Below are 21815 nucleotides of genomic sequence, written 5' to 3'. Positions count from 1 at the left end.
CTGCGAACGGCTACCTCACCACACTCACCTTCACCGGCGCGACACCCGTGTTGATCATGCCGAGCGCCTGGGCGGCCGAGTAGGACACGTCGACCACGCGCCCGTGCACGAAAGGGCCGCGATCGTTGACGCGCACCACCACCGAGCGGCCGGTCTTGACGTTGGTGACCTGGAGACGCGTGCCGAACGGCAGGCTGCGATGCGCGGCCGTGAGCTCGGAGGGATCGAAGCGCTCGCCGCTCGCAGTCTTGCGGCCCTCCGAATAATAGCTGGCGAGACCCGACGACGCCGTGCGTTCCGGCGACGAAGCGGGCTCGGCATGCCGGACCCGAACCACCGAGGCCGGCGCGGTCTCCGCCCGTTCCGCCGGGCGCGGGAGTTCGACGGCGGCCTGCCTGGCCGGCGCAGCGAAGCGGGCCTGCCGCACCGCCGGCGACTGCGCGCAGGCGGCGAGGGACGCCGCCGCCGCAGATACGAACGCGAGCCGCGCCCACAGGCGCATGTACTCCGCGCGGCTGCCCCGAAGCGCTGCATCGCGCCTGTCGTGCTTGCCAGGACCTTCTGTCCGGTCGTTGATACGCATGTTCTGTGCGCCTCCGCCTTACCCGGTCATGGTCGCGGCCCAATCGCGGCGGCACGGTGGCAAGGAGAGCTTTGGCGATCTGCAACTCCTGGTTTTTGCCTGGCTGTGGCCCAACAGCCACAGGCGAGCTGTGGTGGAGTGCTTGCGGCGTTGTCCACACAATATCGAGCTACCTTCAGGACCGGAGGCGCGCATGCAGGAGCCGTTGCTCACACGGATCGTCGACGCACTGGCCGCTGTGCCGGGTCTGGGCGCCATCGCGCTTGGCGGCTCGCGCGCACGCGGCACGGCAGGCGCCGGCTCCGACTACGACATCGGGCTGTACATCGCCCCCGGCGCGGCGCTCGATGTCACCGCCCTGCGCACGGCCGTGCGGCGCCTCGTTGGCCAATCCCGGCCGGTCGAGCTGACGGAGGTCGGCGGCTGGGGGCCATGGATCGTCGGCGGCGGCTGGCTCCAGATCGACGGAGTGAAGGTCGACCTGCTGTATCGGCCGATCGACGCGGTCGATCGGGTCATCGACGACTGCCGGAACGGACGGATCGAGATCGACTATCAGCCCGGCCATCCGCATGGCTTCGTGTCGGCGATCTGGATGGGCGAGGTCGCGCTGTGCCGCGTGCTGCACGACCCGTCGCGACGGTTGGCCGTGCTGAAGACACGCTGCACGCCCTATCCGTCCCGTCTGGCCGCCGCGATCATTGGGCGCTTCCAATGGGAGATCGGCTTCAGCATCGACAATGCGGCACTGGCCGTCGCGCGCGGCGATCGCACCCATGTCGCCGGATGCGCCTATCGTGCGCTCGCCTGCGCCGCCCAGGTGCTGTTTGCCCGCAATGCGCGCTATCTGATCAATGAAAAAGCCGCGCTCGCGGAAGCCGCGACGCTGCCTCTGACGGTGACTGATCTGATGGCGCGTGTGGAGCTGATCTGGCAGGCGATCGGCAGCGGCGCCCTGAGCGCCGCGATCGACGGCCTACGCGCGCTCGAAACCGACCTGATGAGGCTCACGCCCCGGGACGCGCCGGACTGACGGCGCGACCTGCGGGAGCCGCTCACCGTCCCCAGCGATCCTGCCAGATCTTCTCGCCGATCAGGCAGGAGACGCGCGGCTGCTCCTTGGGGTCGTCGGCGATGGGAACGATGCGCGGCGGCGGCTGGCGGCCGGCGACCTCCATCAAGAGCTTGGTGCGGATGGCGTCCTTGAACTCGTCGCGGCTCTTGATCGTGACCACGAACGAGCCGCGGCCGCCGGTGACGCAATCCTTGTAGTAGAGATCGAGGTTCTCGATATCCATCGTCGAGTAGGATGGCTCCTTGACCATGATCGGCAGGCCGTTGATGGTGATACCCTTGTTGACCGCCTCGTCACGGGCGATCGTGACCGGCGGACCGTTGTTGTTGGGACCGTCGCCGGAGATGTCGATGACGCGGCGCAGGCCACGATACGGATTGTCGTCGAACATCGGCATCGCGAAGTAGATCGCCCCAGAGATCGAGGTGCGCGACGCGCGCCGGATCGGCGTCTTCATGATCTCGGCGGCGACGGCATCGGCGGTTTCCGGTCCGTCGATCAGCCGCCAGGGAATGATGATCTTCTGGTCGCTCGAGGCGGCCCATTCGAAATAGGTGACGGCAATGCGGCCGTGCACGCCGTTCTTCAGCGCTTGCAGGAACTCGCGGGAGCTCAGCGCCTGGGCGTAGCCTTCACGCTGGATCGCGAGCTCGTCGAGGTCCATCGAGTAGGAGACGTCGACGGCCAGGATCAGCTCGACGTCGACGGAGGCTTCCTTCTCGCTCAGTTGCTGAGCGGACTTGCCGCCCGGTGCCGCCGCGACAGTGGCGACATCGCCGCTCGCCAACGCGCCCGCCAGACACGCCACACCGATCGAGATCCACCAGCGCATGAGCTGCCCTCCAATCGCGTGACATGATGGTGACATGCAATCCGCGTCGCGCAAAGCGCGAACGCGTGCATCCATTCACATTCCGGTTAGTCCCCGGAGTTGCCCGGATGTTAGCCAAGCGGCGTGCGCCCTTCGCCCAAAGACCCTGCGGCCCGTGGTTTCCCGGAACGGCGGGAGGCTGTATTGTGGCGGCACTGCCGCATCAGGAACACAGGCGCGACCGTCCATGAACGATGCCGTCACCAAGCCGAAGACGAGAACGCGCACCAAGACCGAGCGTCCGCGGCTCTACAAGGTCATCCTCGTCAACGACGACTTCACGCCGCGCGATTTCGTGGTGATGATCCTGAAGGCCGAATTCCGCATGACCGAGGACCAGGCCTACAAGGTCATGATCACGGCGCATAAGCTCGGCGTCTGCGTGGTTGCCGTGTTCACCCGGGACGTCGCCGAGACCAAGGCGACCCGTGCCACCGATGCCGGCCGCGCCAAGGGCTATCCGCTGCTGTTCACCACCGAGCCCGAGACCTGAGCATCTTCTTCGCGCAACCCGAACACGCGTTGTTCGGTCGAGAAGCCCGCGATCGGGAATTCGCCGAGATCGGTCCAGAGATCGGACTTGGGCGCGGGACTGGCGCCGGCAAAGGCCTCGGAGGCGACCACCGTGCGCTTCAGCCTTGCCGCGATCTTCTCCAGGCGCGCCGCGAGATTGACGGCGGGGCCGATGCAGGTGAAGTCGAGCCGGTTGCCGCCGCCAATATTGCCATAGAGCAGCGGGCCGACATGCAGCGCCACGCCAAAGCGGAAGTGTTCGGCGGCCTCAGCCGTGCGATATTCCAGGGCGTCGACGCGCTGGCGCGCAGTACGGGCCGCCTCGAGCACCCGGGTGCAGACCTCCGTCGGATCGCCGCCCTGCTTGCGGATCGGGAACACGGCGAGCAGGCCGTCGCCCATGAACTTCAGCACCTCGCCGCCCTGCTCCCGGATCGGCTCGACCTGGCAGTCGAAATAGCGGTTGAGTATCTCGACGACGTCCTCGGCCGGCAGCCGGTCCGACAGCGCCGTGAAGCCGCGCAGGTCCGACAGCCAGATCGCCGCATCCAGCGTATCGGTGTGACCGCGGCGGATCTGGCCGCCGAGGATGAGCTCGCCGGCGCTGTTGCCGACATAGGTGTCGAGCAGCATGGAGGCGGTCCGGCGCAGCGTGACGATCTCGGTGTAGCGCGCCAAGGCCGGGATCAGCGACCGGATGGCGCCGAGATGCTCCTCGGCGAAACCGTCAGGATCCCTGGTGGTCCAGCTCGCTGCATGGATCGCCCGGTCGATGAAGGTCAGCGGCAGGCTGACATAGTCGGTGACCCCTTCGGCGCGCAGATCCATCAGGATCGGGAAACGCTCAGCTTGCGGATCACGGGGATCGGCCCTGAACTCGACCCCGTTCTCGAACACGAGCGCCAGCGGACTGTTGAGATAAGTCGGGCTGCTTTCGAAACCGAACGCGACGGTGCCCATCTCGACCTCCGCCCCCGGACGCCAGATGAAGCTCCGGCCGGCGATGTCGGGATGCAGGGTGCGGACGAACACACCGACCCGCCACAAGGGAATGCCGAGGTCCACCAGCCGCGTGCAGAACTGGTCCATCATCTCGCTCGGCGTCGCCGTGGAGCGCGCGCCGTCGACCAGCCATTCCCGGATGTCCTGCAGCTTCGAATAGTCCATGGCTCAGCTTAGGCGAGCCGTGTGACAACAGCAAACAGGCGCAGCGACAAATTGCGACCGGCTCGAGCCGCTACCCGACCTGGCCGCGATGGCGCAGCAGGTGGTCGGCGAGCACGCAGGCCATCATCGCCTCGCCCACCGGCACGGCGCGGATGCCGACGCAGGGGTCGTGACGGCCCTTGGTCAGGATCTCCGTCTCGTGGCCGGCGCGGTCGACGGTCTGGCGCGGGGTCAGGATCGACGAGGTCGGCTTGACCGCGAAGCGCACCACGATCGGCTGTCCGGTGGCGATGCCGCCGAGGATGCCGCCGGCATGGTTGGACAGGAACCGCGTGCCGTCATTGGCCGAGCGCATCTCGTCGGCATTCTCCTCGCCGGTGAGTTCGGCAGCCGCGAAGCCGGCGCCGATCTCGACGCCCTTGACCGCGTTGATGCTCATCATCGCCGCGGCGAGATCGGCATCGAGCTTGCCGTAGAGCGGCGCGCCGAGCCCGGCCGGCACGCCCTCGGCGGTGATCTCCAGCACCGCGCCGATCGACGAGCCTGACTTTCGGATACCGTCGAGATAGTCCTCGAAGAACGCCGCCTTGTCCTTGTCCGGGCAGAAGAACGGATTGCGCGCGATCTCGTCCCAGTCCCAATTGTCACGGTTGATCTTGTGCGGCCCCATCTGCACCAGCGCGCCGCGGACCTTGACGCCGGCGATGATCTTGCGCGCGATGGCGCCGGCCGCAACGCGCGTGGCGGTCTCGCGCGCCGAGGAACGGCCGCCGCCGCGATAGTCGCGCAGGCCGTACTTCGCCTCATAGGTGAAGTCGGCATGGCCCGGGCGAAACTTGTCCTTGATCTCGGAATAGTCCTTGGAGCGCTGGTCGGTATTCTCGATCAACAGCGCGACCGGCGTGCCCGTGGTGACCTGCGCGCCCGTGTCGGGATCGGCCATCACGCCAGACAGGATCTTCACCTGGTCCGGTTCCTGGCGCTGGGTGGTGAAGCGCGACTGGCCCGGGCGGCGGCGGTCGAGATCGGTCTGGATCTCGGCGGCCTCCAGCGGAATCCGCGGCGGGCAGCCATCGACCACGCAGCCGATGGCCACGCCATGGCTCTCGCCGAAGGTGGTGACGCGGAACATGTGGCCGAAGGTGTTGAAGGACATGAGCTGCGAGCCGCCGAAGATGAACTGTTAACGCGGATGTTGATGGCCAACGTGGTATCTCGGCAGGCGCAGGGGGTCAAACCAGACAGTCCTGCGTCATTCCGGGGCGATGCGATAGCATCGAACCCGGGATCTCAGGCTTGTCGGACTCACCTCGAGATTCCGGGTTCAGCCCTGCGGGCTGCCCCGGAATGACGCAAGCCAGCAATCAGCTGAACTTTTCGAACCCGCTCTCGCCGAACACATAGACCGCGCCCTGCTGGATCGGCAGGTCAACGGCGCGGCTGGGCGTTTCGAAGCCGAGGGCGACCATCAGCGCCCGCGCGGTGCCGCCATGGGCCACCGCGACGATATCGCCGGTCAGGCCGTCATACCACTCGCGCACCCGGCGCTCGACATCGGCATAGGTCTCGCCGCCCTCCGGTGCCAGGGTCCATTTCTCGGTCAGGCGCCTGGCGTAGAACACGGGGTCAGCGGCCTGCATCTCCGGCAGGGTCGCCCCCTCCCATTTGCCGTAGCCGATCTCGCGCAGCCGCGCGTCGAGCGCATAATCGGCCACCGGCAGCTTCAAGGCCCCGCGCACCAGCTCCATCGTCGCGCGGGCGCGGATCAGGGGGCTTGCAACGTAAGGCAGGCGTCCTGCGTCATGGCCGTTCCGCGCCACCAGTTCGCTGAGGATATTGCCGGCCTGGACGGCCTGCACGCGCCCGAGCGCGTTCAGCGGAATGTCCTGCGTGCCCTGCAGCCTTCCGAGCGCGTTCCATTCCGTCTCGCCGTGGCGGATGTAGTAGATCGTGGGCCGGGGCATCGCAGGTAAAATTCTATTCCTTGCCGCCGGCGGAGTTGCTGAGCGAGATGTCGGGGGCGTCGGGCCGCTTCATGCCGACCACGTGATAGCCGGAATCGACGTGGTGCACCTCGCCGGTGACGCCACGCGACAGGTCGGACAACAGATACAGCGCGCTGTCGCCGACCTCGTCGATGGTCACGGTCCGCCGCAGCGGCGCGTTGTACTCGTTCCACTTCAGGATATAGCGGAAATCGCCGATGCCCGACGCCGCCAGCGTCTTGATCGGACCGGCCGAGACCGCGTTGACGCGGATGTTCTTCTCGCCGAGATCGGCGGCGAGGTAGCGCACGCTGGCCTCCAACGCAGCCTTGGCCACGCCCATCACGTTGTAATGCGGCATCCACTTCTCGGCGCCGTAATAGGTGAGCGTGATGATCGAGCCGCCGTCGGTCATCAGCTTCTCGGCGCGCTGCGCGACCGCGGTCAGCGAGTAGCAGCTGATCAGCATGCTCTTGGAGAAATTGTCCTGCGTGGTCTCGATATAGCGGCCGTCGAGCTGGTCCTTGTCGGAGAACGCGATGGCATGGACGACGAAATCGATCTTGCCCCACTTCTCCTTGAGCACGTCGAACACGGCGTCGATGGTCGCGGGATCGGTCACGTCGCAATGGCCGAGCACGAGGCCGCCGAGCTCGGCGGCGAGCGGCTCGACGCGCTTCTTCAGCGCGTCGCCCTGGTAGGTCAGCGCAATCTCTGCGCCGGCGGCGCGCGCAGCCTTGGCGATGCCCCAGGCGATCGAGCGGTTGTTGGCCACGCCGAGGACGACCCCGCGCTTGCCCTGCATCAAACCTGAAATCTGCGCCATGCGGCTTCCCATCGAACTGATTATTAAGGACTGGACGTACACCACCGGTCTGGCCCGGTACAGCCCCATTCGCCCCGCTCTGTGGCAAACTCCGGGCAGGCTCGGCCGGCGCCGGAATAGGCGCGTCATCATGGTGTTATGGTCTGTGCAGGGCGCGGTTGCGGCCCCGGTTCCTGCCTGAACGTCGAACGTCCGCAAGGCAAGTCCGCAAGGCAATCCATGAACGCGTTCCGCCAGAGCGTCGAAGCCATGATTCCGGCACTACGTCGCTACGCCCGGGCGCTGACGCGCGACATCGACGCGGCCGACGAACTGGTTCAGGACACCCTGGTACGGGCGCTGCGCTCCGAACGACTGTTCCTGGGCGGCGATCTCCGCAGCTGGCTGTACACGATCCTGACCAACCTGAACAAGAACCGCCGGCGCTCGCTGGCCCGGCGGCCGCACTTCATGCCGCTGCAGGACGACAATCCCGACGCCAGCGGCACCGAGGCCGAGGGCCGCGACATCGCACGCGCGCTCGCCACGCTGGTCGAGGAGCAGCGCGCCGTGCTGCTCCTGGTGGTGCTCGAAGGCATGAGCTACCGCGAGGTGGCGGACATTCAGGGCGTGCCGATCGGCACCGTGATGTCGCGCCTCGCGCGTGCCCGAGCCCATGTCCGCGCCGTGCTCGAAGGCGAGCGCCCGGCGCTGCGGAGGGTGAAATGACCGCTGAAATCACCGCACAAAAGCCGCGCGACCGCGTTCGCCTGCGAACCGCCGCGGCGGCCGCGCTTCTGGGTGGTCGCACGACTGCAACGAGATCACGATGATGACCGAGCCGACCATTCCCGTCACCGAAGACGAGCTGCACGCCTATGTCGACAACGAGTTGCCGGCGGAGCGCCGCAGCGACGTCGAGCGCTGGCTGGCCACGCATCCGGCGGACGCCGAGCGGGTGGCCTCCTGGCGCGGCATGGCCGAGGCGCTGCATGCCCGCTATGATGCGGTCGTCAACGAGCCGGTGCCGCCGCGGCTCGATCTCGACCGCCTCGACCGGCGGCCGCGGCGCTGGATCATCGGGGCGATGGCGGCGAGTGTCGCAGCCTTTGCGGTCGGCGGCGCGGTCGGCTGGTTCGCTCGCGGGGCGGCGTCCTCGCCCGCTCTGCTGCAGAACCTTGCGGGCGAAGCGCTGGATGCGCACCGGCTCTACGTGGTGGAAGTGCGCCATCCGGTCGAGGTTCCCGGCGACGAGAAGGCCCACCTACAACAATGGCTGACGCGCCGCTGCGGCCGCACCGTGCAGGCGCCGGAGCTGGAGGCCACCGGCTTGAGGCTGGTCGGTGGCCGGCTGTTGCCGGGCCCGAGCGGTCCGGCCTCGTTCCTGATGTACGAGAGCCCGTCCGGCGAACGCTTCACGATCTACGCAACCAAGGTCGGCATCGAGGCGGCCCAGATGCGCTACACGGCACAGGGCAATATGTCCGCGCTCGCCTGGGCGGAGCGCGGCGTCAGCTATGTCGTCAGCGGCAGCAGCGACCGGACCCGTCTCACACAGGTTGCACGCCTTGTTTATGACCAGTCCGAACGGGCGGGCGGCTAGCGGCGGCGCCGTATCCGATCACCGCGGTGTTGGCGGCGGGAGCAATTTGTATGATCTTGTCAGGCGATTACCGAGATGATCGCGCCCGGTCACAGAGCGCGCGCGCACTCGCCTCAATTGGACACATGACACGCTGAAGTAGCAGCCCCAATTCCGTCACCGAAAATCTGGAATCGGGCCACTGCTGCGTCTCATTATCGCTCCGAAACTTCACGAAAAAATGAGGAGTGTTCGATCCGCCGATCGACACGGAAGCGGCCTCGACTGGGGTTTTGTACCGCGCTGGTCCCCCTTTCGAGGCCGCACTTTTTTCCGACGTCATCATCGCCGTCTCTGCCACATGGGCGCATCCGCCGCCCTGCCGGAAGCACACAACCTGCCCGTCCGATGGACTCGCGATCCGGGCTGCTCTCGTGCCATGCCCCTCGCCCGGATGGTTGCGCCATCCGACCTCTCCCCGCAAAGAGCGGGGAGAGTTGCACCGTCCGTGCTGAATGAGATTGCCCAAATCATTCGTTGGTGGGGGCCCCACCATGGACGTGACGCGGGGCGTCACCACGAGCACGCTGCGCTCCCTCTCCCCGTTCTTCACGGGGAGAGGGCTGGGGTGAGGGGCGGCCGCTGTCCGACCGGGCTGATCCCTGACATTTTAGACCGGGCTGATTCCTGACAATATTCCATCATTGGTGGGATGTCTCCGCCGTTTCCTGCGCGACGCGGAGCCGCGCACGCGGCGGAGCAAAGCGCAGGAAACGGCGGTCGCGATCGATAATCCCGAGGTCGCGGGCCGAGAAGCGGACAATGTGGCCGCCGGTCTCGTGCTTGGTAAGGCCGATGAGTTCGCCAGCGAGCGCCTCGCCGACGAAGACGAACTCACCGCGCCATTTGATGACGCCGTTGGGACGCACGCGGCGGACTTGGTGATCGGCGTCGTACCAGGGGTCATCGAGGCGGCTCGGCATGGAGCGCTGTGGCGAGCGCCAGAGCTTGATGGGTGCCACTTGGCCGAGCGCCTCGTGCGGCCGCTCCTCGTTGAAATGGCGCCGAAAGGCGTCGAAGCGACGCTGCTGCTCGGCAGCGGTGCCTGCCGGCGGCTTCGATGTCTCGGCCTTCAGCGTACGATGCATGCGCTCGTGCCGGCCGTTGTCCTGCGGGCTGGATGGTGGGATGTAGCGCGGCTCGATGCCGAGCTTGAGCCACCAGACCGAGAGCGTCGAGAGGCCGCCGGCGCCCGTCGATCCGAACGGTACGCCATTGTCGGAGCGGATCGCGCGCGGAAGTCCGATCTCCTTGAAAACAAGCTCCATCGCGTTCTTCACACCGGTCGCGGTCGGATCAACAATGCGCACCTCGATCAGGTAACGGCTCGCCGCGTCGGTGATTGTCAGTGGATCACAGCGTGTTCCATCCCGGGTGCGAAACCAGCCCTTGAAGTCGATCGCCCATTCGTCATTGGGACCTTCCGCCGGCGTCACCAGTTCGCCTTGCGCAATCGCCCGACGCCGGCGCGGTCGCGCTTGGACCAAGCCTTCGCGCTTGAGAATGTCGCCGATCGTCGAGGCCGCCGGCCAGCCGACCTGGGGCCGCTCGGACCCCAGCCAGGCCTTGATCTTCTTCGGGCCAAAATGCGGAAACCGTTGCCGGGCTGCGATGATCTGCTGGACCAGCCGGTCCTCTGTCGCATGCGGACAGTTCTGCACCGCATGGCTCTTCTCCTCGAACCACTGCGGATCCCCGCTCGCGCGGCGGCGCTCCCATACGTAGAACGTCTCCCGGCTGACGCCGTGCCGCGCACACAGCTCCGTCACCGTAAAGACCCCCGTGTCGTACTCCCGAAACAACCCAATACGCTGCTCCACAGGACTGCTCTCCCTGAAAGGCATCGTCCGATTCTCCTTCGAATCAGACGAAATTGGCCTGTCAGGAATCAACCCGGTCTAAAACGTCAGGAATCAGCCCGGTTCATACCCGCACGGGAGGTGCAGCTCTTCTACGACCGTTACGACAGATTGCTACGCGGATTGTAGGGGTGCTTGTCGCGCCACTTGGTCATCAGCGCCTCAAGCTCGGCGTCGTTGCCGTCGGGCAGCACGATCCGGGTGGTGATGAAGAGATCGCCCGCCGAGCCGTCAGCCTTCGGCAGGCCCTTGCCCTTCAGCCGGAAGGTCCGGCCGCTGGAGGTGTTCTTCGGGATCGAAAGCTCGACCGCACTGCCGAGAGTCGGCGCGCGCACCTTGGCGCCCAGCACGGCCTCATACAGCGTGATCGGCAGATCGAGCCTGACGTCGCTGCCCTCGACCTTGAAGAACGGATGCGGCGCGATCTGGATCGTGATCAAGAGATCGCCGGGCCGATGACCCGGTGCGCTCTCGCCCTGCCCCTTCAGCCGGATCTGCTGGCCCGCGGTGACGCCGGCCGGAACCTTGACGTTGAGCTCCTTGCCCGACGGCAGGCGCACGCGCTTCTCGCCGCCCTTGACGGATTCCTCCAGCGACACCGACATCTGGACCTTCAGGTCCAGATCGACGCCGACACCGCCGCTGTCGAAATCGAACGGGCTGCCGCCGCCGCGCGCACCGCGAGCACCGGCACCGCCGAACATGCTGTTCAGAATGTCCTCGAAGCCACCGCCGCCGCCGAAGCCGCCACCAGGGCCGCCGCCGCTCCGGAAGGTGTAATTCTCGAAGCCGCCGCCCGGACCGCCACGGCCGGCGCCGCCGCCCGGAAAGCCCTGGAAGCGCGGCTTGCCCTCGGCGTCGATCTCCCCGCGATCGAACTGCTTGCGCTTGTCCTCATCGCCCAGGATCTCGTTGGCCGAATTGATCTCGGCAAACCTGGCCGATGCCTTCGGGTCATCCTTGTTGCTGTCGGGATGATGCTTCTTGGCGAGCTTGCGATAGGCGCTCTTGATGGCCGCAGCGCTGGCGCTTCGCGGCACCCCCAAGACCTCATAGGGGTCGCGCATCCGTCACGTCTCCTTACAGAAAGTCAGATACTAACCTATGGGCTCCCCGCCCGCTTTGCATTTCATCTGGGGAGTCCGTTGTATTTTTGCAACGGGTTCTGGCGTGGTCCCGCTAGCTTTGCTGCCACGGTTTGAGCGTCTGGATGTCCCAGCGTCCCCGCTCGATCCGGCAGGCCGAGCCCTGCAGCCACCGCTCGGTCTTGCCGTTGACATAGCTCGCCAGGAAATCCCGGCAAACGCGGCCCTTCTCACCGGTGTAGGACTGCGCGATCGGCGTCACCGAGCCGCGGGCGCCAGTCTGCGGATTCTGCCAGGGCTGGCTGGAATCCTTCGTCCCCTTGGTCAGCACATCCGACGCCGCGTTCCGGGCAAAGGCGAGATCGCCCTCGGTCGGCTCGCGCTCGGGCGGCGGGCTGATCGCGCCGGTGACCTCGGCGTCCTCCATCTTGGCGAACGCCGTATCGGGCCGCGACAGGCTGCAGCCGCCGCCGCACAAGCCGATTAGAATGAGTGTCAAAGCGGTGCCGGCATGACCGATCGCGGATAGGCCAAGCCGGACCGATGCCCTATATAGGACCGGACCAGACTCGACTTGCACGCGCTTGGCCGCGGGTGAACGCAAAACTCGGACTCCCCAAAGACATGACCGACCCCACGAGCATCAAACACCAGACAACCTTAACATCCGGTACATCGGCGGATTTCACCGAGGCCGGCGAGCCGTTTGCCCTGTTTGCCGCGTGGTTTGCCGAGGCCACCAAGAGCGAGCCGAACGATCCGAATGCGATGGCGCTGTCGACGGTCGACGACAGCGGCCTGCCGGACGTGCGCATGGTGCTGATGAAGGGCTATGACGAAGACGGCTTCGTCTTCTACAGCCACAAGGCCAGCCAGAAGGGCCAGGAGCTTGCCGCCAATCCGAAGGCTGCACTGCTGTTTCATTGGAAGTCGCTGCGCCGGCAGGTGCGCATCCGCGGACTGGTGACGCCGGTGACTGACGCGGAGGCGGATGCCTATTTCGCCACCCGGCCGAAACAGGCGCAGCTTGGCGCCTGGGCCAGCAAGCAGTCGCAGCCGCTGGAGAGCCGGTTCGCGTTCGAGCAGGCGATCGCCAAGGTCGCGACCCAATACATCATCGGCGACGTGCCGCGCCCGCCGGGCTGGAGCGGCTGGCGGATCACGCCGCTGCGGATGGAGTTCTGGCACGACCGGCCCTTCCGCCTGCACGATCGCATCGAATTCCGCCGCGAGGCCGGCGGCCAGCCGTGGTCCAAGGTGAGGATGTATCCGTAAGCGCGTTGCGACCGCGCCGCCTCGTCACGTCCGCCTCGACGCCAAGCTCGATCTCGGTGCGCAGGAATCGCGCACCGAACATGCAACCCATGTGGTAAGCTGATCCCCCAGGGATCGTGAGAGACCCAATCCATGCCGAACTCCACCAACCAGCCGCGGCGCACGATGCTGCTGACCGGCGCCAGTCGCGGCATCGGCCACGCGACGGTGATCCGCTTCTCGTCCGCGGGCTGGCGCGTGCTCACCTGCTCGCGGCATCCGTTTCCCGAGGAATGCCCGTGGGGAGCTGGCCCCGAGGACCACGTCCAGGTCGACCTCTCCGATCCGCAGGACACCCTGCGCGCGATCGACGAGATCAAGCAGCGCATCGATGGCGGCGAACTGCACGCACTGGTCAACAACGCCGCGATCTCGCCGAAGGGATCGGGCGGCGCGCGGCTCGGCACCGTCGACACCGACCTCGACACCTGGAATCACGTCTTCCGCGTCAACTTCTTCGCGCCGATCATGATGGCGCGCGGCCTGATCAAGGAGCTGAAGGCCGCCAAGGGGTCCGTCGTCAACGTCACCTCGATCGCCGGCTCGCGCGTGCATCCGTTCGCCGGCGCCGCCTATGCGACGTCGAAGGCCGCGCTCGCGGCGCTGACCCGCGAGATGGCGTCAGATTTCGGCCGCGTCGGCGTGCGCGTCAACTCGATCGCGCCGGGCGAGATCGACACCTCGATCCTGTCGCCCGGCACCGAGAAGATCGTGCAGGAGCAGATCCCGATGCAGCGTCTCGGCACGCCCGACGAGGTCGCCAAGATCATCTACGTGCTGTGCACGGAGACCAGCTCCTACGTCAACGGCGCAGAGATCCACATCAACGGCGGCCAGCACGTCTGACCAGATCGGCCACGGGGCGCGCCGCCTCCCGGCGTGGTTCACGGCGGCTTGCTTCGCTCGACGATTCCAGGATGGATCCGCGAAGGCGCGATTAACGCCGCTGGCAAGCAGCGCCCGATCCGTCGGCGCCACAAACGAAAAGCGCTCCCATGAGGGAGCGCTCACCTTGTTTCGCATGTCGGTTCGTTCGCTCGGCAGGACCTGCCGGAGGGCCGGCTGGTCGAACGATCCGTTCAGCCTTTCCGTTCAGCCCTCGCACACCAGGCCGCGCAGGATCTGCGCGGCACGCCAGCGCAGGCGGTCGGTTTCGACGTTCAGGGCACTCGAGCAATCATCCTCGCGCTCGTCATCCTCCAGCTCGGCGCCGCAATAGCGGCAGGTGCGCGGGGACAACGCGTGAGCCACCACGATATCCGCGCGGCTGCGCTGGTAGTTGGCGAGCTCGATCACGTTGTTCGATGCCGTTATGCGTTTCTCAACCATTGCCGCCTCTTGGCCACCGGCGCGGATGAACGCGCCTCGAGCTCTGCCTTGCATGCCATGCGCGAATGCGCTGAGTTCATGTCATGCTCACGCTCAGACTTATCGCAGAGAAGTTTCGATCAAACGTTCAGTGTTCCCGTCAAATTTTACCTGAGGAATTGAGGCGGCTTTGCAGCGGCGTTGCAGCCGGCCTAACAACTCATTCCTGCTCCGCTTGCAGCGCGTGAGTTGTGACACCTGAAGTGCATAACGGCATACCGATTGCCGCGCGAATCAAACGACGCGGAGCGTTGATCCCGATCCTAACAAGGCGGCGTGAGTGAGGCGGCGCGCGATGCGGCAGCGACGAGATTCGTCATTTTGAAAAACAGAAACGTCGAGCTGCTCGCTGAACGCGACTGCGCTACAGCCACTTCTTGAGCTTGAAGATGTAGTACGGAACGATCGCGCAGATCAGCATCAGCACCAGCGCCATCGGATAGCCGTGCGCCCATTCGAGCTCCGGCATCATCTTGAAGTTCATGCCGTAGATCGAGGCGATCAAGGTCGGCGGCATCAGCACGACGGCCATGACCGAGAACAGCTTGATGATGTTGTTCTGCTCGAGGTTGACGACGCCGAGCATCGCGTCGAGCACGAAGGTGATCTTGCTGGCGAGATAGGACGCGTGATCCGTCAGCGACGCGACGTCGCGCTGCATGGTCTTGAGCTGCTCGCGCATGTCCTTCGACCACTTCACGCCCTCGACCACGGCCGACAGGAAGGTGACGAGGCGGCCGATCGAGACGAGGCTTTCGCGCACTTTCGAGGTGAGGTCACCCTTGCGGCCGATCGCGATCAGGATCTGCGAATACTGCTTGGCGTGACCGTGGCGCTCGTTGTTGGGCTCGAAGATCTCGTGGCTGACCTGGTCGATGTCCGCCCCGACCTTCTCGAGGATGTCGGCGCAGCGGTCGATGACGGCGTCGAGCAGCTCCATCAGCACCATCTCGCCGGTGATGCCCGGCGCGCAGCTGCGGGCCAGCTTGGCCTCGACCACCGCGAACGGCCGCGGCTGATCGTAGCGGACCGTCACCAGGCGATGACCGGAGAGGATGAAGGTCACCGCCGTGGTCCTGGGCATGTCGGTGTCGGAGTGACACATCAGGGTGGCGGTCATGTAGCGGGCGCCGTTCTCGATGTAGAGGCGGCTGGAGATCTCGATCTCCTGCATGTCCTCCCGCGTCGGCACCGCGATCCCGGCCAGCTGCTCGACCGCCCGATCCTCGGCATTGCTCGGGTTCACCAGGTCGACCCAGACCGCGTTGTCGGGCAAGGCCTGGAGATCGGCGACCGCCGCCTTCTTGAGCGAGGATTCGGAGGGGACGAACGCCGAGAACATGAACGAAACTCCGAATCGCGAAACGTGGTTGTCGGGGGCTTAGCGCCACGATGCTGCCGCCTTGTGACGCAGCTTTCCGGTTCGGTCCATCGGCTTTTCGCGCCGCCGCGCCGGACTGCCCCGCGCGGCGGAATGGGGCTTACAAACGTGCCATTCGGAGCACAGCTGTGGATGATCGGCCGAATTCTTGCGACAAAAAAGCAACAATCGCGGCGCTGCAGCGTGACTTGTGCGTGTATCGGCTGGAATCGAGATCGATTTTGACGATAATGGGACAACCGGAATCGCGATGAGGTGGTGTGGTCGCCGCATCGCAACGTCAGCTATCAATTGGAACTGGTGAGATGTCGCTGAAGGTGAAACTCGGACTCCTGGCCGCCGGCCTGATGCTCTCGGGCTGCATGCAGGCCACGACCTATGAGGCGACCAATGCCCAGGCCTTCAAGCCGAAGGACAAGGAGCTGCTCGCCAAGATCCGCTACACCAACACGCCGGTGGCCGAGCCTTATCGTCGCGCGATCGTCGACTATCACCGCAAGGAAGCGCCGGGCTCGATCGTCGTCGATTCCGATGCCCACTACCTCTATTACGTGCTCGATAACGGCAAGGCGATCCGCTACGGCATCACCGTCGGCGAGGAAGCCATGGCCTGGTCGGGCATCGCCAAGGTCGGTGCCATGACCGAGTGGCCGGCCTGGCATCCGACCAAGAGCGAGATCGAGCGCCTGGGCGTGCCGACCTTCGTGGCGGCCGGTCCGGACAATCCGATGGGCTCGCGCGCGATGTACCTCTATGCCAACGGCAAGGACACGCTGTTCCGCATCCACGGCACCAACCAGCCGGAATATATCGGCGCCTCGATCTCCTCGGGCTGCATCCGCCTGACCAACGAGGACGCGATCGATCTGTATAACCGGGTCAAGGTCGGCACCATCGTCGTCGTGCTGGATCCGAAGAAGGGCGATTCGCCCTACAAGCCGCAGATGGCCCTGCAGGGCGGCGCCACCTACGCGGCGATGCAGTAAGCGTCGCCGAACACGCGATCAAAAGCCGAGAAACGCGTTTAGCATCCTTTTCAAAGGCGCCGGTCATCCGGCGCCTTTTTGTTTTGGAGCTTCGCTGATCGCGCCCGCAGTCCTCCCGTCACGCGTTCGACAGTCGAAGCCTGCACCGCGCTCAGGACCGACTCTTGTGCTTCTTCTTGCCGCCCTTGGAATGCACCGGCGGCGGTGTGGGCGCGGGCGCGACAGGCTCGGTCTCGTCAGCCTCGGCCGCATCGCCGGGCGCCGGCTCGGCCTTGTGCTTCTCCGCCTCCGCTGCCCCCGTTGATCCGGTTCGCGCCGGCGCTGTCCCGCCCTTTCCGGTCTCCTCGGTCTCGGCCGTCTCGCGCGGCGGCGCATCGTCGGGACGCGCGGCCGGCATCAAGGGTGCCACCTTCGGCAGGGGGTCGAGCACGTCCCATTGGCAGATGCGGTAATTGCTGCGGCGCTCGGCGAGATCGAGGTGGATGTGATCCTCGTGATACCAGTCGGAGTCGGGGCCCAGCACGGTGGCGAAATGCGTGCACACCGAATGCAGCACCGTCTCGCGCAGGTCGCGCGGCTGGGTGCGGTCGGTGAGCTCGATCATGCGGCCGTCCGCCAGCTTGAAGCCGCGCACATCCAGCGCATTGGCGCGGCCGTGCTCCGACATCTGCGCGCCGGCGACGTTGTTGCGGCCGCGGCATTGGTACGAATCATAATTGTCGAGCGCGGCGATCGGGCTGCCCAGCCGGGCGGCAAGCGGAGCCAGATCGCTGCGGACCCAGTTCGCCACGGCGGCGGCCATCGTGCAGCGCATGGTCGCCGCCGGCGTCAGCGTCACGCGCCGCTTGTCCGGGAGCACCACCGCCTCGAGCCGGACGAGATCGTCGCCGCCACAGGCGCCGGGGCCTTTGATCGGCGGAATCGACGGCGCGACCGCGATCTCCTCGGTCAGCGCCACGCGACAGGCCGAGGGCTGCGGCGGCGCCGGGGTCTTCGCCTCGCGGCTGGTCTCGCTCGGCCCCTTGCCGGGCTCGTGCGCATCCTGCTCGCCCTTGGCCGAATCAGCCGGCGCATCGGCCTTGGTCCCGGCGCGCGCAGGCGCCGTCGCGGGCCGTGGCTGCGGCAGCGGTATGGTGGTCATCGCATGATCGCGGCGCGCTGCGTGGTCCGGCCCGGCATGGGCGTGCGGCGGGCCGGCGTCCCGGGAGCGCGCGGCGGCCGGACTGCCGGCCATGAGCCAGCTCAATGCGAGCGCTGCCGCGGCAGCGCTAACCATTGCCCCCGGCGCGACCTCGTGGCCGGCACAAGGCCATTTGCGCGCGCTGCGGCGCGCGCTAAAATTCACGAAACGGACCAAAAGACCCTCGCTGCCTAAAGCGAATACCACCGGAGGAACGACCTGATGCTTGGATTGATGCAAGACTGGCCCCTGCTTTGTCACCGGATCATCGAGCATGCGGCGACAATCCACGGCTCCCAGGAGGTCGTGACGCGTTCCGTCGAAGGCCCCATCGTTCGCACCACCTATCGGCAAATCCACGACCGCGCGCTCAAGGTGTCACAGAGACTGACGCGCGACGGCATCAAGCTCGGCGACCGGGTCGCCACCATCGCCTGGAACACCGGCCGCCATCTCGAGGTGTGGTACGGCATTATGGGAATCGGCGCGATCTGTCACACGGTCAATCCGCGCCTGTTCCCGGAGCAGATCGCCTGGATCGTCAACCACGCCCAGGACCGCATCGTCATCACCGACCTGACCTTCGTGCCGCTGCTGGAAAAGCTCGCCGACAAGCTGCCGAGCGTCGAGCGCTACGTGGTGCTCACCGACGCCGCGCACATGCCGGAGACGACGCTGAAGAACGCGGTCGCCTATGAGTCGTGGATCGGCGAGGCCGATGGCGATTTCACCTGGGGGACGTTCGACGAGAACACCGCGGCCGCGATGTGCTACACGTCCGGCACCACCGGCGACCCGAAGGGCGTGCTGTATTCGCATCGGTCCAACGTGTTGCATGCGTTGATGGCCAATTCCCGGGATTCGCTCGGCACCTCTGCCGCAGATACAATGCTTCCGGTGGTTCCGCTGTTCCATGCCAACAGCTGGGGCATCGCATTCTCCGCGCCCTCGATGGGCACCAAGCTGGTGATGCCCGGGCCGAAGCTCGACGGCGCCTCGGTCTACGAACTGCTCGACACCGAGAAGGTGACCTATACCGCCGGCGTGCCGACGGTGTGGCTGATGCTGCTGCAGCACATGCAGGCGCACAAGCTCACCCTGCCGCATCTGAAGATGGTGGTGTGCGGCGGCTCGGCGATGCCGCGCTCGATGATCCAGGCGTTCCTCGACATGGGCATCGGCGTGCGCCACGCCTGGGGCATGACCGAGATGAGCCCGATCGGCACGCTCGCGACGTTGAAGCCGCCGTTCCTCGATGCCGCGGGTGACGCCAAGCTCGACATCCTGCAGACCCAGGGCTTCCCACCGTTCGGCGTCGAGATGAAGATCACCGACGATGCCGGCGGTGAGCTGCCGTGGGACGGCAAGACCTTCGGCCGACTCAAGGTGTCGGGTCCCGCGGTGTCGAAGGCCTACTACAAGGTCGACACCAACATCCTCGACGGCGAAGGCTTCTTCGACACCGGCGACGTCGCGACCATCGACGCTCATGGCTTCATGCGCATCACCGACCGCTCCAAGGACGTCATTAAGTCCGGCGGCGAGTGGATCTCCTCGATCGACCTGGAGAATCTCGCAGTCGGCCATCCGGCCGTGGCGGAAGCCGCGGTGATCGGCGTCTATCATCCGAAATGGGACGAGCGGCCGCTTCTGATCGTGCAGCTCAAGCAGGGCCAGAACGCGACGCGCGAGGACATCCTGAAATACATGGAAGGCAAGATCGCGAAGTGGTGGATGCCCGATGACGTCGCCTTCGTCGACGGCATCCCGCACACCGCGACCGGCAAGATCCTGAAGACGGCGCTGCGCGACCAGTTCAAGGCGTATCGCTTCCCGAATGCGGCCGCCTGAGGCCCTGCGCCGGACGTAACACCAACGGCCCCTCCAGAAATGGCGGGGCCGTTTTCCATTCGGCCGATCCCTCGGCCGCGATCAGGTGGGAGGTCGCGCCTCTGGGATGTGCCGGGACGTTCATGAAGCTCAAGGGTGCTGGCAAAGCCCTTGAATTTGCGCCATCCCCATGGTCTCAAGAGACGGCGGCGGCGATCGACGCCGATGGCCCAACCCGGCAGTTCCTGACACGATGGCCCGCAGGTTTCACGCCCCTTATCTGTCGGAGCCGACCTCCAGCCTCGCGACCTGGACCCGCAATCTGGCGGTGTTCTCTGTCGTCGCCGTGTTGGTCTCGATCCTGATCCTGCGCTTCGACTTTCTCGAGATGAAGCCGGCGTTGGCGACGTTCTTCGGCGCGCTGGGCCTTGCCGTGCTGTCGATCCTGCTCGGGCTGGCCGCCTTCGTCGCGATCTGGCGCAACGGCAGCCGCGGCATGAGCCGGGTGCTGCTCGCCTTCCTGATTGACGCCGTGGTGCTGGCCTATCCGGCCTATCTCGCGCTCCAATACCGCAAGCTGCCGAAGATCTACGACATCACCACCGACCCGATCGATCCGCCGCGCTTCGAGGCGCTGGCGCCGTTGCGCAACGGCGACGGCACCAACACGGCGGTCTATGCCGGGCTGTATTCGGCCGAGCAGCAGCAGAAGTTCTATCCCGACATCGAGCCGGTGCAGATCGAGCTGCCGCCGGATCGCGCCTACGCGATCGCGCTGAAGCTGGTCAATCGCCGCAAATGGTTCGTGGTCGACGAGCGCGCGCCGCAGCCGCCACGCCGGGTCGGCCGCATCGAGGCCGTCGCCCGCACGCCGATCATGGGCTTCCGCGAGGACATCTCGATCCGCATCCAGCCGGACGGCGAGGACTCCCGCATCGATGTCCGCTCCGCCTCGCGCTATTTCGAGTCCGACATTGGCAGCAACGCCGCGCGCGTGACCAAGCTGATCGAGGATCTCTCGAATGCCGGCGAGGCCGAGGCCCAGAAGCCGGTGAAGAAGGTGACGCCGCCGCCGGTGGCGGCAAAGGGCAATGCCAAGACGGTGAAGAAGTGAAATGGGCGAATGGGGAGTAGCGAAATAGGGACTGACGCGCGATTCGATCGCCCCTCTTCCCTCATCGCTACTCCCTATTCGCCATTCGCTACTTCATCCGATACGTCCCCCCGATCACCGGATCTCCCTCCGTCGCGACCACGCCGCGAGCGACCAGGTCTTCGAGATGCGCCAGCACGGAATAGCCGGCGGCCGTGGTGAGCCGCGGGTCGATGCCGATATAGATGGCGCGGACCATGGTGGGGATGTCGGCCTCGCCCTTGGCGAGGCGATGCAGGATCGACGCCTCGCGCGCCTGGCGGTGGCGCATCAGGAAGCGCGTGTAGCGCGGGCCTTCGGGGATCTCGGGGCCGTGGCCTGAGAAGTACAATTCCTCCGGCCTTGCCGCGAGCCGCTCCAGCGAGGCCATGTAGTCGACCATCGAGCCGTCCGGCGGCGCGACGATCGAGGTCGCCCAGCCCATCACGTGATCGCCGACAAAGGTCGTGCTGCGCTCGCCCCAGGCGAAGGCGAGATGGTTCGCGGTATGACCGGGCGTCGCGACCGCCTCCAACTGCCAGCCCTGCCCTTCGATCACGTCGCCATCGGCGACGGTGACGTCAGGCGCGAAGTCGCGGTCGACGCCGGACTCCGGGCTGTGCTTCTCGCTCTCATAGCGGGGCCGCGAGGCGCGATGCGGCCCCTCGGCATAGACGGTGGCGCCGGTCGCGGCCTTGAGGCGCCCAGTGTTCGGCGAGTGGTCGCGATGCGTATGGGTGACGATGATATGCGTCACCGTCTCACCCCTGACAGCGTCGAGCAGCGCCTGCGCATGCGCCTCGTTGTCCGGGCCGGGATCGATGATCGCGACGTTCCCGGTGCCTACGATGTAGCTGACCGTGCCGGTGAAGGTGAACGGGCTCGGATTGTTGCAGAGGACGCGGCGAATGCCAGGACGCACCTCATCGACGACGCCCGCGACGAGCGGGAAGTTGCGGTTGAACGGAACGTCGTCATTGTCGGCCATGGCGTGCTCGTCGCTTGGTTACTCCGTCATGCCCGGGCTTGACCCGGGCAT

At 66.2% G+C, this 21815-nt stretch carries 22 protein-coding genes; 9 read left to right on the top strand and 13 right to left on the bottom strand.

All coding sequences use genetic code 11. The features are described from left to right. Positions 1–10 precede the first annotated feature (10 nt). A complete protein-coding gene (locus ACQR1Y_RS24995; protein WP_434878804.1) occupies positions 11–502 on the bottom strand; it encodes a septal ring lytic transglycosylase RlpA family protein in 492 nt (163 codons plus the stop codon). 109 nt (positions 503–611) lie between these two features. Here ACQR1Y_RS24995 and ACQR1Y_RS24990 point away from each other — a divergent pair, with 109 nt between their 5' ends. Beyond that, positions 612–1616 carry a nucleotidyltransferase domain-containing protein gene (locus ACQR1Y_RS24990; RefSeq protein WP_434878723.1) on the top strand — a complete coding sequence of 335 codons (1005 nt, stop codon included), beginning with the start codon at positions 612–614 and terminating at the stop codon, positions 1614–1616. Positions 1617–1638: 22 nt separating this feature from the next. Here ACQR1Y_RS24990 and ACQR1Y_RS24985 read toward each other — a convergent pair whose 3' ends face one another. After that, complete coding sequence (locus ACQR1Y_RS24985) at positions 1639–2490, bottom strand: DUF1194 domain-containing protein (protein ID WP_434856902.1); 852 nt, start codon at positions 2488–2490, stop codon at positions 1639–1641. 226 nt (positions 2491–2716) lie between these two features. Here ACQR1Y_RS24985 and clpS point away from each other — a divergent pair, with 226 nt between their 5' ends. Continuing rightward, entirely contained in the window at positions 2717–3022 is a 306-nt protein-coding gene (clpS, locus tag ACQR1Y_RS24980) for an ATP-dependent Clp protease adapter ClpS (protein WP_434856903.1), read from the top strand. Here the strand turns inward: clpS and ACQR1Y_RS24975 are convergent. The 4 genes from ACQR1Y_RS24975 to fabI form a co-directional block, all read right to left on the bottom strand. After that, complete coding sequence (locus tag ACQR1Y_RS24975; RefSeq protein ID WP_434856904.1) at positions 2986–4209, bottom strand: adenylate/guanylate cyclase domain-containing protein; 1224 nt, start codon at positions 4207–4209, stop codon at positions 2986–2988. The genes clpS and ACQR1Y_RS24975 overlap by 37 nt on opposite strands. A gap of 70 nt (positions 4210–4279) precedes the next feature. After that, positions 4280–5365 carry a chorismate synthase gene (gene aroC / locus ACQR1Y_RS24970; RefSeq protein ID WP_434856905.1) on the bottom strand — a complete coding sequence of 362 codons (1086 nt, stop codon included), beginning with the start codon at positions 5363–5365 and terminating at the stop codon, positions 4280–4282. 208 nt (positions 5366–5573) lie between these two features. Continuing rightward, positions 5574–6173: a histidine phosphatase family protein gene (locus ACQR1Y_RS24965; protein ID WP_434856906.1), complete on the bottom strand. Its 600-nt coding sequence runs from the start codon at positions 6171–6173 to the stop codon at positions 5574–5576. Positions 6174–6186: 13 nt separating this feature from the next. Next, complete coding sequence (gene fabI, locus ACQR1Y_RS24960; RefSeq protein ID WP_434856907.1) at positions 6187–7020, bottom strand: enoyl-ACP reductase FabI; 834 nt, start codon at positions 7018–7020, stop codon at positions 6187–6189. A 219-nt stretch (positions 7021–7239) separates the two neighbouring features. Here fabI and ACQR1Y_RS24955 point away from each other — a divergent pair, with 219 nt between their 5' ends. After that, the gene (locus ACQR1Y_RS24955; protein WP_434856908.1) at positions 7240–7728 is read left to right on the top strand and encodes a sigma-70 family RNA polymerase sigma factor; all 489 of its coding nucleotides are present in this window, start codon (positions 7240–7242) and stop codon (positions 7726–7728) included. A gap of 100 nt (positions 7729–7828) precedes the next feature. Then, positions 7829–8602, top strand: a complete 774-nt coding sequence (locus ACQR1Y_RS24950; protein WP_434878724.1) for an anti-sigma factor family protein — start codon at positions 7829–7831, stop codon at positions 8600–8602. A gap of 680 nt (positions 8603–9282) precedes the next feature. Here ACQR1Y_RS24950 and ACQR1Y_RS24945 read toward each other — a convergent pair. The 3 genes from ACQR1Y_RS24945 to ACQR1Y_RS24935 all read right to left on the bottom strand — a co-directional run bounded on the left by ACQR1Y_RS24945 (position 9283) and on the right by ACQR1Y_RS24935 (position 12084). Next, positions 9283–10410 (bottom strand): integrase core domain-containing protein, encoded by a 1128-nt coding sequence (locus ACQR1Y_RS24945; protein WP_434862474.1) that lies wholly within the window; start codon positions 10408–10410, stop codon positions 9283–9285. A 191-nt stretch (positions 10411–10601) separates the two neighbouring features. Then, positions 10602–11567, bottom strand: a complete 966-nt coding sequence (locus ACQR1Y_RS24940; RefSeq protein WP_434856910.1) for a DnaJ C-terminal domain-containing protein — start codon at positions 11565–11567, stop codon at positions 10602–10604. Positions 11568–11679: 112 nt separating this feature from the next. Beyond that, positions 11680–12084, bottom strand: coding sequence for an RT0821/Lpp0805 family surface protein (locus ACQR1Y_RS24935; RefSeq protein WP_434878725.1), 405 nt, complete (start codon positions 12082–12084; stop codon positions 11680–11682). A 125-nt stretch (positions 12085–12209) separates the two neighbouring features. Here ACQR1Y_RS24935 and pdxH point away from each other — a divergent pair, with 125 nt between their 5' ends. Together pdxH and ACQR1Y_RS24925 are read left to right on the top strand one after the other, a co-directional pair. Then, positions 12210–12860 carry a pyridoxamine 5'-phosphate oxidase gene (pdxH, locus tag ACQR1Y_RS24930; protein WP_434878726.1) on the top strand — a complete coding sequence of 217 codons (651 nt, stop codon included), beginning with the start codon at positions 12210–12212 and terminating at the stop codon, positions 12858–12860. A gap of 132 nt (positions 12861–12992) precedes the next feature. Further along, positions 12993–13745: an SDR family NAD(P)-dependent oxidoreductase gene (locus ACQR1Y_RS24925; RefSeq protein ID WP_434856913.1), complete on the top strand. Its 753-nt coding sequence runs from the start codon at positions 12993–12995 to the stop codon at positions 13743–13745. Positions 13746–13991: 246 nt separating this feature from the next. Here the strand turns inward: ACQR1Y_RS24925 and ACQR1Y_RS24920 are convergent, their stop codons facing one another. Together ACQR1Y_RS24920 and ACQR1Y_RS24915 are read right to left on the bottom strand one after the other, a co-directional pair. Continuing rightward, positions 13992–14228, bottom strand: coding sequence for a hypothetical protein (locus ACQR1Y_RS24920; protein WP_434856914.1), 237 nt, complete (start codon positions 14226–14228; stop codon positions 13992–13994). Between the two features lie 403 nt (positions 14229–14631). Further along, entirely contained in the window at positions 14632–15609 is a 978-nt protein-coding gene (locus ACQR1Y_RS24915; RefSeq protein WP_434856915.1) for a magnesium transporter CorA family protein, read from the bottom strand. A gap of 344 nt (positions 15610–15953) precedes the next feature. On the opposite strand from ACQR1Y_RS24915, the gene ACQR1Y_RS24910 reads away from it, so the two are divergent. After that, a complete protein-coding gene (locus tag ACQR1Y_RS24910; protein ID WP_434856916.1) occupies positions 15954–16634 on the top strand; it encodes a L,D-transpeptidase in 681 nt (226 codons plus the stop codon). A 151-nt stretch (positions 16635–16785) separates the two neighbouring features. Here the strand turns inward: ACQR1Y_RS24910 and ACQR1Y_RS24905 are convergent, their stop codons facing one another. Then, positions 16786–17910 carry an extensin family protein gene (locus tag ACQR1Y_RS24905; protein ID WP_434878727.1) on the bottom strand — a complete coding sequence of 375 codons (1125 nt, stop codon included), beginning with the start codon at positions 17908–17910 and terminating at the stop codon, positions 16786–16788. Between the two features lie 126 nt (positions 17911–18036). On the opposite strand from ACQR1Y_RS24905, the gene ACQR1Y_RS24900 reads away from it, so the two are divergent. Together ACQR1Y_RS24900 and ACQR1Y_RS24895 are read left to right on the top strand one after the other, a co-directional pair. Then, positions 18037–19665: a fatty-acid--CoA ligase gene (locus tag ACQR1Y_RS24900; protein WP_434878728.1), complete on the top strand. Its 1629-nt coding sequence runs from the start codon at positions 18037–18039 to the stop codon at positions 19663–19665. A gap of 232 nt (positions 19666–19897) precedes the next feature. Further along, complete coding sequence (locus tag ACQR1Y_RS24895) at positions 19898–20758, top strand: DUF1499 domain-containing protein (RefSeq protein ID WP_434856919.1); 861 nt, start codon at positions 19898–19900, stop codon at positions 20756–20758. 88 nt (positions 20759–20846) lie between these two features. Here the strand turns inward: ACQR1Y_RS24895 and ACQR1Y_RS24890 are convergent, their stop codons facing one another. Next, positions 20847–21764 (bottom strand): MBL fold metallo-hydrolase, encoded by a 918-nt coding sequence (locus tag ACQR1Y_RS24890; protein WP_434878729.1) that lies wholly within the window; start codon positions 21762–21764, stop codon positions 20847–20849. Between the last annotated feature and the right edge of the window lie 51 nt (positions 21765–21815).

It is taken from the genome of Bradyrhizobium sp. HKCCYLRH3099 (genome assembly GCF_051167855.1).
GTDB lineage: Bacteria > Pseudomonadota > Alphaproteobacteria > Rhizobiales > Xanthobacteraceae > Bradyrhizobium.
The sequence above is the reverse complement of the archived record's forward strand: the minus strand, read 5'-3'. Positions and strand labels throughout refer to the sequence as shown.

What these genes read in the sequence shown, in the direction of transcription:
- fabI (WP_434856907.1), bottom strand. Translation starts at nt 7,020, where the DNA reads ATGGCGCAGATTTCAGGTTTGATGCAGGGCAAGCGCGGGGTCGTCCTC.
- ACQR1Y_RS24910 (WP_434856916.1), top strand. Translation starts at nt 15,954, where the DNA reads ATGTCGCTGAAGGTGAAACTCGGACTCCTGGCCGCCGGCCTGATGCTC.
- ACQR1Y_RS24975 (WP_434856904.1), bottom strand. Translation starts at nt 4,209, where the DNA reads ATGGACTATTCGAAGCTGCAGGACATCCGGGAATGGCTGGTCGACGGC.
- aroC (WP_434856905.1), bottom strand. Translation starts at nt 5,365, where the DNA reads ATGTCCTTCAACACCTTCGGCCACATGTTCCGCGTCACCACCTTCGGC.
- ACQR1Y_RS24920 (WP_434856914.1), bottom strand. Translation starts at nt 14,228, where the DNA reads ATGGTTGAGAAACGCATAACGGCATCGAACAACGTGATCGAGCTCGCC.
- ACQR1Y_RS24940 (WP_434856910.1), bottom strand. Translation starts at nt 11,567, where the DNA reads ATGCGCGACCCCTATGAGGTCTTGGGGGTGCCGCGAAGCGCCAGCGCT.
- ACQR1Y_RS24995 (WP_434878804.1), bottom strand. Translation starts at nt 502, where the DNA reads ATGCGCCTGTGGGCGCGGCTCGCGTTCGTATCTGCGGCGGCGGCGTCC.
- ACQR1Y_RS24955 (WP_434856908.1), top strand. Translation starts at nt 7,240, where the DNA reads ATGAACGCGTTCCGCCAGAGCGTCGAAGCCATGATTCCGGCACTACGT.
- ACQR1Y_RS24905 (WP_434878727.1), bottom strand. Translation starts at nt 17,910, where the DNA reads ATGGTTAGCGCTGCCGCGGCAGCGCTCGCATTGAGCTGGCTCATGGCC.
- ACQR1Y_RS24890 (WP_434878729.1), bottom strand. Translation starts at nt 21,764, where the DNA reads ATGGCCGACAATGACGACGTTCCGTTCAACCGCAACTTCCCGCTCGTC.
- pdxH (WP_434878726.1), top strand. Translation starts at nt 12,210, where the DNA reads ATGACCGACCCCACGAGCATCAAACACCAGACAACCTTAACATCCGGT.
- ACQR1Y_RS24985 (WP_434856902.1), bottom strand. Translation starts at nt 2,490, where the DNA reads ATGCGCTGGTGGATCTCGATCGGTGTGGCGTGTCTGGCGGGCGCGTTG.
- ACQR1Y_RS24900 (WP_434878728.1), top strand. Translation starts at nt 18,037, where the DNA reads ATGCTTGGATTGATGCAAGACTGGCCCCTGCTTTGTCACCGGATCATC.
- ACQR1Y_RS24965 (WP_434856906.1), bottom strand. Translation starts at nt 6,173, where the DNA reads ATGCCCCGGCCCACGATCTACTACATCCGCCACGGCGAGACGGAATGG.
- ACQR1Y_RS24915 (WP_434856915.1), bottom strand. Translation starts at nt 15,609, where the DNA reads ATGTTCTCGGCGTTCGTCCCCTCCGAATCCTCGCTCAAGAAGGCGGCG.
- ACQR1Y_RS24925 (WP_434856913.1), top strand. Translation starts at nt 12,993, where the DNA reads ATGCCGAACTCCACCAACCAGCCGCGGCGCACGATGCTGCTGACCGGC.
- ACQR1Y_RS24895 (WP_434856919.1), top strand. Translation starts at nt 19,898, where the DNA reads ATGGCCCGCAGGTTTCACGCCCCTTATCTGTCGGAGCCGACCTCCAGC.
- clpS (WP_434856903.1), top strand. Translation starts at nt 2,717, where the DNA reads ATGAACGATGCCGTCACCAAGCCGAAGACGAGAACGCGCACCAAGACC.
- ACQR1Y_RS24950 (WP_434878724.1), top strand. Translation starts at nt 7,829, where the DNA reads ATGATGACCGAGCCGACCATTCCCGTCACCGAAGACGAGCTGCACGCC.
- ACQR1Y_RS24990 (WP_434878723.1), top strand. Translation starts at nt 612, where the DNA reads ATGGTCGCGGCCCAATCGCGGCGGCACGGTGGCAAGGAGAGCTTTGGC.